The organism is Staphylococcus casei (genome assembly GCF_030294405.1).
Taxonomy (GTDB): domain Bacteria; phylum Bacillota; class Bacilli; order Staphylococcales; family Staphylococcaceae; genus Staphylococcus; species Staphylococcus succinus.
On the sequence record NZ_CP125718.1, the window covers coordinates 2,051,271 to 2,064,270 of the forward strand.

16 protein-coding genes are annotated in these 13,000 nt (G+C 32.8%); 3 read left to right on the top strand and 13 right to left on the bottom strand.

All coding sequences use genetic code 11. The annotated features are described in order from the left end of the window. Positions 1 to 8: 8 nt before the first annotated feature. Positions 9 to 245 (bottom strand): YuzB family protein, encoded by a 237-nt coding sequence (locus tag QMO72_RS09865; RefSeq protein ID WP_046837316.1) that lies wholly within the window; start codon positions 243 to 245, stop codon positions 9 to 11. Between the two features lie 478 nt (positions 246 to 723). On the opposite strand from QMO72_RS09865, the gene QMO72_RS09870 reads away from it, so the two are divergent. Beyond that, positions 724 to 1,788, top strand: a complete 1,065-nt coding sequence (locus QMO72_RS09870) for an NAD(P)/FAD-dependent oxidoreductase (protein ID WP_103266866.1) — start codon at positions 724 to 726, stop codon at positions 1,786 to 1,788. A gap of 157 nt (positions 1,789 to 1,945) precedes the next feature. Here QMO72_RS09870 and QMO72_RS09875 read toward each other — a convergent pair whose 3' ends face one another. Next, complete coding sequence (locus tag QMO72_RS09875) at positions 1,946 to 2,257, bottom strand: YuzD family protein (RefSeq protein WP_103266864.1); 312 nt, start codon at positions 2,255 to 2,257, stop codon at positions 1,946 to 1,948. Positions 2,258 to 2,364: 107 nt separating this feature from the next. Between QMO72_RS09875 and QMO72_RS09880 the strand changes: the two genes are divergently transcribed. Next, complete coding sequence (locus QMO72_RS09880) at positions 2,365 to 2,607, top strand: NifU family protein (RefSeq protein WP_069823328.1); 243 nt, start codon at positions 2,365 to 2,367, stop codon at positions 2,605 to 2,607. 269 nt (positions 2,608 to 2,876) lie between these two features. Here QMO72_RS09880 and dltD read toward each other — a convergent pair whose 3' ends face one another. From dltD to QMO72_RS09920, 8 genes are all read right to left on the bottom strand, one after another. Next, the gene (gene dltD / locus QMO72_RS09885; protein WP_103266862.1) at positions 2,877 to 4,025 is read right to left on the bottom strand and encodes a D-alanyl-lipoteichoic acid biosynthesis protein DltD; all 1,149 of its coding nucleotides are present in this window, start codon (positions 4,023 to 4,025) and stop codon (positions 2,877 to 2,879) included. Further along, entirely contained in the window at positions 4,022 to 4,258 is a 237-nt protein-coding gene (gene dltC, locus QMO72_RS09890; RefSeq protein ID WP_103266861.1) for a D-alanine--poly(phosphoribitol) ligase subunit 2, read from the bottom strand. The genes dltD and dltC overlap by 4 nt, the downstream gene beginning before the upstream one ends. 21 nt (positions 4,259 to 4,279) lie before the next feature. Next, positions 4,280 to 5,494, bottom strand: a complete 1,215-nt coding sequence (gene dltB / locus QMO72_RS09895; protein ID WP_103266859.1) for a D-alanyl-lipoteichoic acid biosynthesis protein DltB — start codon at positions 5,492 to 5,494, stop codon at positions 4,280 to 4,282. Next, positions 5,494 to 6,957 (bottom strand): D-alanine--poly(phosphoribitol) ligase subunit DltA, encoded by a 1,464-nt coding sequence (dltA, locus tag QMO72_RS09900; protein WP_103266858.1) that lies wholly within the window; start codon positions 6,955 to 6,957, stop codon positions 5,494 to 5,496. The genes dltB and dltA overlap by 1 nt, the downstream gene beginning before the upstream one ends. Positions 6,958 to 6,971: 14 nt before the next feature. Continuing rightward, positions 6,972 to 7,115, bottom strand: a complete 144-nt coding sequence (locus QMO72_RS09905) for a teichoic acid D-Ala incorporation-associated protein DltX (RefSeq protein WP_046837305.1) — start codon at positions 7,113 to 7,115, stop codon at positions 6,972 to 6,974. Between the two features lie 306 nt (positions 7,116 to 7,421). Next, the gene (locus tag QMO72_RS09910) at positions 7,422 to 8,387 is read right to left on the bottom strand and encodes a 2-hydroxyacid dehydrogenase (protein ID WP_103266856.1); all 966 of its coding nucleotides are present in this window, start codon (positions 8,385 to 8,387) and stop codon (positions 7,422 to 7,424) included. A 10-nt stretch (positions 8,388 to 8,397) separates the two neighbouring features. Beyond that, positions 8,398 to 9,177 (bottom strand): TIGR01457 family HAD-type hydrolase, encoded by a 780-nt coding sequence (locus QMO72_RS09915; protein ID WP_103266855.1) that lies wholly within the window; start codon positions 9,175 to 9,177, stop codon positions 8,398 to 8,400. Positions 9,178 to 9,183: 6 nt separating this feature from the next. After that, complete coding sequence (locus tag QMO72_RS09920) at positions 9,184 to 9,615, bottom strand: DUF86 domain-containing protein (protein WP_103266853.1); 432 nt, start codon at positions 9,613 to 9,615, stop codon at positions 9,184 to 9,186. Between the two features lie 153 nt (positions 9,616 to 9,768). Between QMO72_RS09920 and QMO72_RS09925 the strand changes: the two genes are divergently transcribed. Continuing rightward, positions 9,769 to 10,035: a DUF3055 domain-containing protein gene (locus QMO72_RS09925; protein ID WP_103266851.1), complete on the top strand. Its 267-nt coding sequence runs from the start codon at positions 9,769 to 9,771 to the stop codon at positions 10,033 to 10,035. A 66-nt stretch (positions 10,036 to 10,101) separates the two neighbouring features. On the opposite strand, the gene QMO72_RS09930 is transcribed toward QMO72_RS09925, so the two are convergent. From QMO72_RS09930 to QMO72_RS09940, 3 genes are all read right to left on the bottom strand, one after another. Beyond that, positions 10,102 to 10,485 carry a YutD family protein gene (locus QMO72_RS09930; RefSeq protein WP_103266850.1) on the bottom strand — a complete coding sequence of 128 codons (384 nt, stop codon included), beginning with the start codon at positions 10,483 to 10,485 and terminating at the stop codon, positions 10,102 to 10,104. Between the two features lie 170 nt (positions 10,486 to 10,655). Next, positions 10,656 to 11,585, bottom strand: coding sequence for a lipoyl synthase (gene lipA, locus QMO72_RS09935; protein WP_046837299.1), 930 nt, complete (start codon positions 11,583 to 11,585; stop codon positions 10,656 to 10,658). Between the two features lie 81 nt (positions 11,586 to 11,666). Next, the gene (locus tag QMO72_RS09940) at positions 11,667 to 12,986 is read right to left on the bottom strand and encodes a bifunctional metallophosphatase/5'-nucleotidase (protein WP_103266848.1); all 1,320 of its coding nucleotides are present in this window, start codon (positions 12,984 to 12,986) and stop codon (positions 11,667 to 11,669) included. Positions 12,987 to 13,000: the final 14 nt, after the last annotated feature.

The window sequence follows — 13,000 nt, forward strand, 5'->3', positions numbered from 1 at the left end:
ATACCTCCCTAGAAAATCCATGTTTCTTCTATATGTGCATAAATATTTTGTAGTAAGTCGTCTGGCGATTCACCTTCAACGATATCACCATTAACCAATGCATACAACCCACTTGAACATAGTCCACAATTTTGTAAACAACCATATTCTAATACGTCGACACCTGGGTCATTTTCAAGCTGATTATATACAAAGTCCCCACCTTTCGCTAAATTCGAAATGCAGAACTCAACTATTGGATTCATATTACACCCTCTCATTAATTATCAGTTATACAATTATAACAAAAATCAGATGATAATGACTACATTCTAGCTTACAATCATTGCTTCTTAAAAAATTTAAAATACTACGAAGCTACTTACAAAAATTTTTTTGTGTAAATTGACAACCTATCGTTTAAACTTACGAAAGCCTATATCTAGTGCCATTGGCCGTTTTAAACAAAAGATACTTTCTTATTTAAAACGATTACAATTACAAATTTTAGTATCGTCACTTATTTGTAGTAGTTTATAAAAAAGCATATAATATGTATAAGTAAGCTGATTATAGAAAATTGGTATATCGATGCAAGGTAAGGTATGATTAAACCATATTAAATTTAATAACTTACATTGTAGCATTTAAGGAAGATTTACTATCTCATATGATTAAAGTTATTGTGTTTTATGAGTTTTCTATAAATGCTCAATACAATATTTACTAGAGGGGTATTACAAAATGAAAAATTTAGTACTGTTAGGTGGCGGCTATGGTAATATGCGCATTATGTCACATATTTTACCTAATGCTCTACCAGAAAATTATTCTATTACATTAATCGACCGTATGCCGTATCATGGTTTAAAACCAGAGTTTTACGAATTGGCTGCTGGTACTAAATCCGATAAGGATATTCGTATGAGTTTCCCTGACTCTGATCGTATTAATAATGTTTATGGAGAAATCAACGATATTAATTTAGATGATCAAATTGTATCGGTTGGTAATACTAAAGTAGACTATGACGAATTAGTCATCGGTTTAGGCTGTGAAGATAAATATCATAATGTGCCTGGCGCTGAAGAATATACGCATAGTATCCAAACATTATCTAAATCTCGTGAAACATTCCACCATCTTAGTGAATTACCCAATGGTGCTAAAGTAGGAATTGTTGGTGCTGGTTTAAGTGGTATAGAGTTAGCAAGTGAATTACGTGAAAGCCGTGAAGATTTACAAATCTTCCTATATGACAGAGGTGAACGAATTTTAAGTCGTTTCCCTGAAAAATTAAGTACTTATATCGAAAAGTGGTTCAGTAAAAATAACGTTACTGTCGTACCAAATTCAGATATCAACCGTGTTGAACCTGGTCGTATTTATAATAACGATGTCCCAGAAGATGTAGACTTAATCGTCTGGACTGCAGGTATTCAACCCGTAGAAGTCGTTAGAAATTTACCGATTGATATCAGTAAAGGTGGTCGTGTGATTTTAAATCAATATCACCAAGTACCAACATATACAAATGTATATGTTGTTGGAGATTGTGCTGAATTACCGCATGCACCAAGTGCCCAATTAGCTGAAGCCCAAGGTGATCAAATCGCAGATGTCATGAAACTACAGTGGCAAGGTAAAAAATTACCTGACCAAATGCCTGAAATTAAAATTCAAGGTTTCTTAGGTTCTCTTGGAGATAAAAAAGGATTCGCTTATATTATGGATCGTACCGTAACAGGTCGCCTAGCTTCAATCCTGAAATCAGGCGTACTTTGGTTATATAAATACCATAATGGTTAGACAAATAGTGATTCTGTAAGTTAATGCATACAGATAACTAATAACTAAAAAGATGATTTCTATGTCATATGACATAGAAATCATCTTTTTTTATGTGTACTTATCATTCAGTTTATAATATTCCAACATGATCTGTTAAATATCATGAACTAACACTTTATTGTTTATCCATAAATTGAGTAATATCTTTTAATTGTACATAGCCATCTGTGACATACTCATCATTCATTGTAATTAGAGGATAAAACAATTCATCTTCTTGTATACGTTCTATATATTGTTCATCGTGATCAGTTAAATTTTCTGTATCCTTTTCAATATCAATGTAAGTAAATTCAAAATGCGTTTCCGGATATTTCCTTTTTAATAATGGCTGCAACCAATCATAAGTATTACGTGCAGTTGGTGCATTCACACAACTTGCACATACAACATCCGCACCATAGACAACTACGCTCACTTTATTCATTTAGACTTATCCCCTTTTGTCTTGATTTATAGATTTTTCAGTACATTTCTATTATAATAAAAAGATAAGTAGAAAATGAAATAATTTACTTGAAAGGAGGCATATCCATGCCAACTGAAAACGTAACAATGTTTGATCAAGTAGCAGAAGTTATTGAAAGATTACGTCCTTTCTTACTACGTGATGGTGGCGACTGTTCACTCGTCGATGTAGAAGATGGTATTGTTAAATTACAATTACATGGGGCGTGCGGTACATGTCCTAGTTCAACAATCACTTTAAAAGCCGGTATCGAACGTGCTTTACATGAAGAAGTACCAGGAGTAATAGAAGTAGAACAAGTATTCTAATTGATACAATCATCATATATAAATAAAGAACATCTTAAGATATAATTTCTATCGAACATTTCTAGCCTATCCATACTTTTGGATAGGCTTTTTTTATAGTAAGTGTGATCAGCGTCATATTAATGTTTATAGGCTACATAGGGTATATCAAACATGATTGGATTGGATAAGCATCTATGTATGTTATGAAATAAAAAGGTAGCCTTAAAATAAGGCTACCTTTTTATAATTTATATATCAGACTTGAGCTAGAGAAAATGGTGTTCACTTTAAAAGTTACTCATATGTTTCTCAATGTGTTCACCTATATAACTCCAGCCTTTCCAACCAATGTGTACAGCATCACTTACAACATAAGGTTCATAATCTTTGTCTGTCATATCATAGACCTGACCGTCCCTTTGTTCTATCGTTTGATTAATTTTTTTATAAACCTTTTGTCGTCTATCTTTATCAATACCAATGTGATCGTACCATTTACCATTAGATGGTAAGTTAATGTATGTTACATCTGCACCCGCTTCATGTAATGTGTCTACCAGTAATGCTAGATCTTTAAATTCTGGGGAGTTAATATTAAATTCATAATCTCGCTTAATTTTACGTTTGTGTTGTTGTATTAAATCCCAATATTTATCTCTAATACCAAATTCATTTGACTTCGTTTGATTGGAACCATATGCTTCAGCACGATTTCGAATTGTCTTCCATGAGTCTGATTTATTTACTATGGGTTCTACATGCGAAAGTGGTGAACTACGTACTGGAAAAATAGACTTAATTGCTTCAATTTTTTTTAATTGATTATCTTTGAAACTAGAAATATAATTTCCCTTTACTGCATTAGGGTGACGAGCGACTTGCTTTAGATAACTTCTATTTTCGACCTTTTTAAATTGCAATAATCTTCGCGCATAACGTTGCTTTAGTTTTGGGCTTAAATTGTCTTGGTTGAACAACTGATTTAACTGCGCTTGAGATATACGTGCTTTAAAGTTGGAATTGGTCAAACCGTGATTTGTAAACCACTGTGGTGAAATGATAAAGGCCATTTTCTTACCTTTTAAATTGTCACATTGTGATGCTAGTTCCACAGCGTTCACTAAATCAGTCGAACCCCCCGTACCAATTAGAAACGGTTTTTGAGATATCTCTTTTTTTCCATTTAATACTATAGCTGGATTAAATGGGTCATCTTTTTCAAGTTCACTTGAACCATAGATGGGATAATAATCATTAGATTGATACATCTTATCTTGAATCAATGTACCTTTAAGTACTTGATCCGTTAAAGCTATGCGTTGTGATTCTAATGTTTTACTATTAATGATACCTGTAAACCAACTGGCAGGCATAATTAAGAAAATTCCAAACAATAATAGACTTACAATAATTGGTATAAATGGTTTCAATTTCATCGTAATTCTTCTAATACCGCTACGATCTTATTAGGTGTCGCCCATTCATCTCTATCAAAATCCATAATAGATACTTCAATATCTAATTTATTTTGAATTTCTAGCAAAAGCCCTACCGTTTGGAATGAATCTATAATGCCCTCTTCAAATAACTCCACGTCTGGGTTTTCTTTAACCACACTACTTTCACTAACGTCTTCCAATACATCTAATACTTGATTTCTAAATTCCATAATAATTTTTCCTCCAATTTTTTAAAACAATTTCCCTGAAAAGATTAGAAAACCAAAAGCTACAAAATGAAATGTTATGATGATGCTTATTATTGTAGTTATTTGATTTTTCCATCTAGGTGGATGAGTTTTTCTCCATCTTTCATAATATCCATAACCTATAAATAGTAATGCATGATATAAGCCATAAGCAATATAGTAAATTTCAATGCCATGCCATATCCCCATGATTATAAAATTGAGTGAAAAGGCAATATTAGACATTGCAAATTGGCTTTTTAATAACTTTTTCTTAGATAAGAAAAATAAAGTTCTCATATAAATACAATCTCTAAACCAAAATGAAAGTGTCATATGCCATCTATTCCAAAAATCTTTAATATTTTTAGCTTTAAATGGTTGTTTAAAGTTTGGTGGTGTTTGTATGCCATATAGATAACTAAAAGCAATTGCAAATAGTGAGTAACCAGCAAAATCAAAGAATAAATACAAACTGTAGGCATACATATAAAGCCATTTTGCAGTGAATCCATTAAAATCTAACATCAATGGATTAATGGCATAGACTTGAATTAAGTATGCAATAATATATTTGTATAAAAATCCAATCATAATAAAGTGAACAGCCTTCAATAACATCTGGTGATATTGCACACCATTTGGTATTTTTTGCTCGTCTTTAACAAATCTTTTATAACGATCTATAGGACCTGATGATATTGTAGGGAAGAACGATATAAATTGGATGATTTTCCAGAAGTTCACCGCTTTAATTGAACCATCACGTATTTCCATTAATAATTGGACACTTTTAAAGGTAATATAAGAAATACCTAAAAATCCAATCAATTCAATAACCTTACTTTCATGGAAATGTATGCTCGAAGCGCCTATCAAGGAACTTTGAGCTATTTTAACAATGACTAGCGGTAAAATAGATAATACAATCACTATAAAAAATTTACTAAACGTATTATTTTTTGCACGTGATTTCCAATAATATAATATAATTGCGACTTGCCACAGTATATAAAGTATAAAGTTAATAAATTGTACGCTTAACCATGTTTGTCCAAATAAATTATGTTTATCCGAAGAGAATATGAGTTCAATCATTACGAGTGTGCTGAGCCCGTTATAAATACGACTTCTTTTACCTTGCAGGCCTAATATAATAACTGGTATTAATATTACAAATGCAATTAAAAAGAAAGTAAATGTGCCATAAGGAATCATTAATTTACACCCTCAGCAATCTTTTTACGATCTAATTTACCGTTGACTGTTAATGGCAATTTATCCGTAAAGTGTATTTTTTTAGGAATCATATACTCGGGAATATGTTGTTTTAATGCTACTTTAATCTCATGTGTCATTTCTTGTTCAGTTAAATCAATATGACTTGGTCTATTGGATACAACCACAGCATGTATTTGTGTAACTTTATTGTCTTTGTACATAGGTACGACGACCGCTTCTTTAACACAGTCTATCTGTCTCAATTGAAATTCAATTTCTTCTAATTCCATACGGTAGCCGTTCAATTTAATTTGGAAATCTATACGACCGTTAATAAACCACTGATTGTCTCGTTGTTCAGCTTTATCACCGGTGTGATAAACGCGTTGGTTATTGTCTTTTTTAATTACCTTATTCGTTTTAATCTCGTCGTATACATAACCCATGCTGACACAATCGCCAGTTATAATGAGTTCATCATTATGTGCTAAGCTCAAGGAAGTTCCTGGTCTTGGCGCCCCCACTGGCAAAGGATTATACTCACGTAATATGTCTTCTGTTATTAAAAGACTCGTAACAGCCACAGTGGCTTCAGTTGGGCCATAAGTATTATAGACCCATGCAGAAGGAAAACGTTGTAAAAGCATTTGGGCAGTTCTATGGGCAAATATTTCACCACAGAAGAAAAACTCTTTTAAACTAGCGTATTTCATTTCTGTTAACTGTGGTAACATCAAGCACATTTCCATAAATGATGGTGTTGAAACCCATACATTAATTTTTGCTGCATCCAACATCTCACTGAGTCGTTTAGGTTTATTAATCATCATCTTATCTACTAAATTTAAAGTCCCCGACGTTGCTAAACAAGGATATATAGCCATCACTGATAAATCAAAAGAAAATGGCGCCTGATTTAACCATTGTTGATGTTCACCTAATTGATTCAGATGGACCATCCATTGTGTAAAGTCATTTAGACTTTTATAACTAATTTGTACGCCTTTAGGTTCCCCTGTAGAACCAGATGTAAATATTGTATAAGCAATATCATCTGCTTTAATTTTAGACTCAAATGTAATATCGCAATGATTGTTTTTGATTGTATTGATATCAATCACATTGAGTTCAAATTGCTCAACGTTTTCATCGGTTGTATTGATTAAATATTGAGGGTTCATTTTTCTTATAATTGTGTGCAAACGGTCTTGAGGCAAAGATGTATCCAAAGGTACATAGCCACACCCTGCTTTTATACTAGCAATCATTGCTACAATCATAAACGGTGACATGTGACCATACGCTATAATAGGTCTATCCGTCTCTTGTATCATACGAGCAAGTATATTCGAATATTGATTTAATTCTTTATACGTTAATCGCTCATGATTATGTTGTACAGCTATGTGGTGCGGGCAATTTTTTTCACTTTCACTTAATGATTGAATGATGTCTTTCATGATTGTCTCCTTCATTAGAATTCATTATAAATAAAGTTATTATGTGTATCACCGCTACCATAAATTAAATATAGTGCTATAAATATTACAAGATATAACAGCGTTAGTAAGTATGGTTTCACTGTGAGATATTTAGTATTACCTTTATCGTTATTCATAATTCACCTCTTTCACAATTATTAAATGTATGTATTTAAATCTATCTATCAAAAATACGTATTACGGCTTTTTTACAAATTTCCCAATTTATTATACATTCTTTTCAACGATATTACAATTTAATAAACAATTTCCTATATAACAAATATGTTATATTGAATGCGTTTCAAAATTTTAAGCATATTTGTTATTTTTTAAATAAAAAAAATAAAAACCGATAGAACTCCTAAAAAGGAACGCTATCAGCTTTTATTATTATAAATCATGCTATAATCTATTCACTTTAATAACTTGACATACATTGTTTAAATCGCTTTTATAGGCGTTTTGGGTTGTTTATCGTTTAAAACTAAGCGAATATTATCAACACAAAGTTGAATCATGCGATTTCTAGTAATCATTGATGCACTGCCAATATGAGGCACAATCACTGCGTTGCTCATAGAGAGTAGTGGATGAGACATATCTATCGGTTCTTGACGCAAAACATCAAGACCACAAGCTGCTATTTCTCCTTCTTGCAGTGCTTTGACTAGCGCTTGTTCATCTACAACTGCGCCACGACCAATATTAATAAAAATGGCATCATTTTTCATTTTCTTAAATGCAGCTTCATTAAATTTATCACGTGTATCTTCTGTAAGCGGTGCTGTACAAACAATAAAATCACTATTTTCTAATAATGTATCAAATGACACATATAATGCACCTAATTTTTCTTCAGCATCTTTATATCTCGTTCTATTATGATACATAATATTCGTGTTAAAACCCTTAAGTCGACGTGCAAAAGCTTTACCTATGTCGCCCATGCCGAATATCCCGACTTTAGCATTGTATAAATCTTTACCAGCTAGTAAATAAGGTCCCCAGCTTTGCCATTCGCCTCTTTGTACATATTGTTCTGCTTCAACAATGCGTCGCGCTACACTTAACAATAATGTGATACCTAATTCAGCTGTTGTTTCTGTAAGTACTTCAGGCGTATTTGTAGCGATAATACCTTTACTATGCACTAATGGCACATCAATATTATCAAATCCAACTGCCATATTAGCAATTACTTTGAGGTGTGGCGCCGACTCTATAACAGTTTCATCAATTTTCTCACTTAACGTAATAAAGCATGCTGTAGCATCTTTTAATGAATCTAAAAACTTGTCTCTTGGCATTGGTGTGTATGACTCATTCCATACTTCAACTTCTGCAAATGCTTCTAGTTGTTCTATAAATGGTTGTGGTATCTTTCTTGTTACGATGACTTTTTCCATTCAATCACTCCTACCCTTTGAGTTCGTTGATAACTTCATTTAAATCTTTAAACGTGTATGTCGGAGGTACATCTTTCACTTCAATTTCTTCTTTCGTAGTCACGCCAGTTTGGACATGAATTGTATCTATATTAATATTAATACCAGATAAAATGTCAGTATCATACAAATCACCAACCATTGCTACTTCAGATGGATCGATATCTAATGTCTCTAGAGCCTTATTCATAATAATAGGCTGTGGTTTCCCTATAAATGTAGGTTGAACACCCGTTGACACTGATACAACACTTGTTATCGCACCATTACCAGGTAAAAATCCACGTTCTTTAGGAATAGATAAGTCTTGATTCGTTGAAATAAATTTAGCACCATTACGTACACCAAGTGTCGCAGTTGCTAATTTTTCATAAGTTACCGCTTCATCTAAACCAATGACTACATAGTCTACAAATTCATCATCTTTAATTTCTAAACCATAGGCTTTTAAGGCTGTTTCTAAGCCACTGCCGCCTAACATATAAACTGAAGCCCCTGGCGCTTCCTCAGCTATATATTCTGCAGTAGCAAGCGCTGAGGTAACGACTTCATTAGGTTTTGCATCTATGCCCATTGTATGTAATTTGGAAGCTACATCTTCAGGTTCTTTACTTGAATTGTTCGTCACATATAAATGTGGTATTTGTTGTTGATTTAAATATTCTATAAATTGCGCTGCCCCATCGATAATTTCATTACCTTTATATAATGTGCCATCTAAATCTATAAGATAAGCTTTATAATTTTTCATTTTTGTTTACTCTCCCTTTTTACCAAATGCTGTAATCGGTACATCTTCATTTTTTAAAAATTGTGTTACTTCTTCAATGTATTGCTGATAATATGCCAAAGATTCATCGAAGAGTGGCACTAATTTGTTTACGTCTAATTCATCATAATAATGGACAAAGTGCTTTCTAACTTCGACCGTTTGATTGATCTTCATCTGTGTGTCTTTAGAAATTACATTTTCTAACTCTAGAATATCAATAACATCCTTATAATTTCCAGGATCTCTTAGTATAAAAGCATCAATAATCATATTACCAATGTCGACAGCTGATTCTATAAACATCTGTGAAATACGTTCAAATGCATAATGATTATCTTTATTTTGAGGATAATCTGTTATTAATTGTTGTAAGTAATTTAACTTTGTATTTAATTGAGTCTTATTCACGAAATACATTATTTTCACCCCTATTAATCTCATCATACCATACCTTTGCAGTCGAATTCATTTATGGTTATACTAAATATTAAGACTTTATTGGGTTAGTAAAATTCAATGTTTGAAGAATTATTTTTATAAATCACAATCTATTATTAGGAGCGTTTTAAAATGATTGATATGTATCTATATGACGATGATGAATCTGCACAAGTCCAATTTGTTGGTTTTGTTGGTGAACACAGTCGCTATGATTTAATGCTAGTACAAACAAACCGCCATTATGGTAAATCCATTGTCCTCAATATGCAAACGAATAAGTTTGGCATTATTGGGACTGATGATTTAGAAGAAGAAGGTTATATTGCCCATATACTTGGCGTAAATGAAGAAGAAGGCAATGAAATTACTGAATACCTTAACGAAATCATTCAATAAAACAATAATCATCTATATCAAATATATAAATAAAGAACCAAGCGTCTATGTATGACACTTGGTTCTTTATTTGTCTGTTCGTTGTATACTTGGCTGAATCTTCACATCATGGAGCTTATTCTCTTCGAATTCAGCATCAGCTATGCGTGTATCATCTATATGACGCTTCGCTTCCTTTTCAGGAACACGTCTTAAAATAAAATAAGGGCAACCAAAGTTACAATACTCTAACAGATAATCTTGTATTGTGGAAAATCGTTTACTTAATTCTGCTTTTTTATTAGTATCATTATAAAACCCTTTTAATCTTAATTGATCATACCCAAAATCGCCGACTATAAAATCATATTTATCTAATATATCAGAATAACGATTTGCAAATGTTTCTTCGTCAAATGATGCTCTATAATCTTCAATTATTTCAAAGTATTGTTCATTCACTTTTATCATTTCATTCACCTAATCTAAATATGTCACATATCAATGCAGTATTAAGAAGTGCTATTCCATTTCACGACATATATGAATTATATTTTTAATAAAGACTTAGCTCACAAGAATATGCTGTATTGAAGCATCATTCTTCATTGAACTAAGTCTTTGATGTCTATCTTAAATTATTATAAATTTGTCTCTTGATTCAACTGTTCTTCACCTAAACGTTGTCTCTCTTTTGCCGCTTCATTAACTTGCTCATCAGCATGATATGAACTACGTACAAGAGGTCCAGCTTGGCAATGTTTAAAACCTTTGTCCATTGCTATTTTTCTTAATTTACCAAATTCTAGTGGTGTGTAGTATTTTTCAACTTTTAAATGTTTGCGTGAAGGTTGCAAATATTGTCCAATTGTTAATATATCTACATCATTTGCACGTAAGTCATCCATCGTTTCATAAATTTCTTCGTGTGTCTCACCTAATCCAACCATCAAGCTAGATTTCGTTGGAATATCTGGTTGTAATTCTTTTGAACGTCTTAAGAATTCTAATGTACGATCGTAAGTCGCTCGCGCACGAACTCTTGGCGTTAAGCGGCGTACGGTTTCGATATTGTGGTTAAGTATATCTGGTTTCGAAGCCATTAACGTTTCTAATGCTTCAAAATCTCCACCCATATCAGAAGGTAAAATTTCAATTGAAGTAAACGGATTACGTTCACGTACTTTACGTACTGTTTCTGCATATACGTTAGAACCAGCATCTCTTAAATCATCACGTGCTACTGCTGTAATTACAACGTGTTTCAAGTTCATTAATTCAACAGATTCAGCTACACGTTCTGGTTCGTCTAAATCTAATTCGTTCGGCAAGCCAGTCTTTACTGCACAAAAGCGACAAGCACGTGTACACACTGCACCTAAAATCATAAAAGTAGCAGTACGTCGTTCTCCCCAACATTCATGTATATTTGGACATTTTGCTTCTTCGCAAACTGTGTGTAAATTCTTTTCACGCATCATTTTCTTAAGACCAGTGTAGTTTTCGTTTGTGTTCAGCTTTATTTTCAGCCAATCTGGTTTACGTAAAATTTCTTCATTTTTAGTAGCCATAACCGCACAATCCTCCTGATTTGAAATCTCTACTCATTATAACGAAATTTTCACTAAATTAAAACGTAAATCGGTTATAATTTAATATTCTAGTAATTTCTCTTTAAATATATCTCTTAAAAACTCGGGCATTAAATAATCTGTCGGTTGGTCTTTAAGTGTTGGAAAGTAACGACCAAAGGTATACATATCTATAGTTCCCAATACATATGTAGTTTCGTCATCAATCTCTTCACCATTTATAAAATACTTTGATTCTGATTCAATAAAACCTAAATTATACAGAATATATCCTCCAAAAATGTCACCTCTAAATCCTAATCCTTGCGCATGTTCAGTAATATATTCTTGTTTTTGGCTTTTTAATATTACATTTTTTAATTCTTGCCCGTTCAGTTTAATACGTACGACATTAATAGGATGTGGTAACATTTGATGAATGTCATATTCTGTCACTTCATCTGCAATAACATCTTTAACAATAAGGCCAGCGTTAATAATTGTACAATCCGCATTAGTAAACTCAAATATACTTTCAGCTAACATATAAGTCGTTTGTGAAATGATATTCGTCTTTCTAGGTAAATTCACGGGACGATTGATAATTGCCTCACTTAAAAGTGCCTTGCCCTCAGCTTCAAAATTTGTTTGAAAGTCTGGTAATGTTTCAACCGGATGCAGCTTAGCTACTTTGTTCACAACGCTTTTATTTTCAATTTCTAATGTCACTTCACCTAAAAAGTAACCATATTTACCCGCTGCAGCCATTAATACGCCATTATTTATTTCACCCTGCTCAAAATAATGATGTGTGTGACTCCCTAAAATCAAGTCAATCTCTGGAATCTCTTGACATAATTTTTCATCAAAGAATACACCAACATGACTCATGACTATAAGTAGATCATATGCGCCTTCATTGGCACGCACTTCATCCTTAATTGCTTCTAGTGGATTGGTTACTACCCAATCTAAAGCACGGTAAAAGGGTGTAAATGGAGCTGTAGCAGCAATAAATAAAATTCGCACACCTTCAATTTCTTTAATGTAAGAAGATGACATGTTATGGGGTAAACGTCCCTGTTCATCAAAAACATTTGAACATGTTACATGAAAATTTGCTTTATCGTATAGCGTATTGAGCGCATCATGTGAAATCGTCATGCCTTCATTGTTACCAATTGTTGCAAGATTACATTGTGCTTGGTTTAACAACGCTACATTTTTAATACCCATTGTAGCCTCTGTGACTGGTGCAGATAAATCAACATGGTCGCCGATATCTAAATAAAGAGAGGGATGATCCAACTTCGGTCTTGCCTCAGCTAAGTAAGCTGAAATACGTGCGTATTCATGTAGATGACTGTGTATATCATTAGTATGATAAATCGTTAACTCCATCTCTAATTCCCTCC

What these genes read in the sequence shown, in the direction of transcription:
- QMO72_RS09865 (WP_046837316.1), bottom strand. Translation starts at nt 245, where the DNA reads ATGAATCCAATAGTTGAGTTCTGCATTTCGAATTTAGCGAAAGGTGGG.
- QMO72_RS09870 (WP_103266866.1), top strand. Translation starts at nt 724, where the DNA reads ATGAAAAATTTAGTACTGTTAGGTGGCGGCTATGGTAATATGCGCATT.
- QMO72_RS09875 (WP_103266864.1), bottom strand. Translation starts at nt 2,257, where the DNA reads ATGAATAAAGTGAGCGTAGTTGTCTATGGTGCGGATGTTGTATGTGCA.
- QMO72_RS09880 (WP_069823328.1), top strand. Translation starts at nt 2,365, where the DNA reads ATGCCAACTGAAAACGTAACAATGTTTGATCAAGTAGCAGAAGTTATT.
- dltD (WP_103266862.1), bottom strand. Translation starts at nt 4,025, where the DNA reads ATGAAATTGAAACCATTTATACCAATTATTGTAAGTCTATTATTGTTT.
- dltC (WP_103266861.1), bottom strand. Translation starts at nt 4,258, where the DNA reads ATGGAATTTAGAAATCAAGTATTAGATGTATTGGAAGACGTTAGTGAA.
- dltB (WP_103266859.1), bottom strand. Translation starts at nt 5,494, where the DNA reads ATGATTCCTTATGGCACATTTACTTTCTTTTTAATTGCATTTGTAATA.
- dltA (WP_103266858.1), bottom strand. Translation starts at nt 6,957, where the DNA reads ATGAAAGACATCATTCAATCATTAAGTGAAAGTGAAAAAAATTGCCCG.
- QMO72_RS09905 (WP_046837305.1), bottom strand. Translation starts at nt 7,115, where the DNA reads ATGAATAACGATAAAGGTAATACTAAATATCTCACAGTGAAACCATAC.
- QMO72_RS09910 (WP_103266856.1), bottom strand. Translation starts at nt 8,387, where the DNA reads ATGGAAAAAGTCATCGTAACAAGAAAGATACCACAACCATTTATAGAA.
- QMO72_RS09915 (WP_103266855.1), bottom strand. Translation starts at nt 9,177, where the DNA reads ATGAAAAATTATAAAGCTTATCTTATAGATTTAGATGGCACATTATAT.
- QMO72_RS09920 (WP_103266853.1), bottom strand. Translation starts at nt 9,615, where the DNA reads ATGTATTTCGTGAATAAGACTCAATTAAATACAAAGTTAAATTACTTA.
- QMO72_RS09925 (WP_103266851.1), top strand. Translation starts at nt 9,769, where the DNA reads ATGATTGATATGTATCTATATGACGATGATGAATCTGCACAAGTCCAA.
- QMO72_RS09930 (WP_103266850.1), bottom strand. Translation starts at nt 10,485, where the DNA reads ATGATAAAAGTGAATGAACAATACTTTGAAATAATTGAAGATTATAGA.
- lipA (WP_046837299.1), bottom strand. Translation starts at nt 11,585, where the DNA reads ATGGCTACTAAAAATGAAGAAATTTTACGTAAACCAGATTGGCTGAAA.
- QMO72_RS09940 (WP_103266848.1), bottom strand. Translation starts at nt 12,986, where the DNA reads ATGGAGTTAACGATTTATCATACTAATGATATACACAGTCATCTACAT.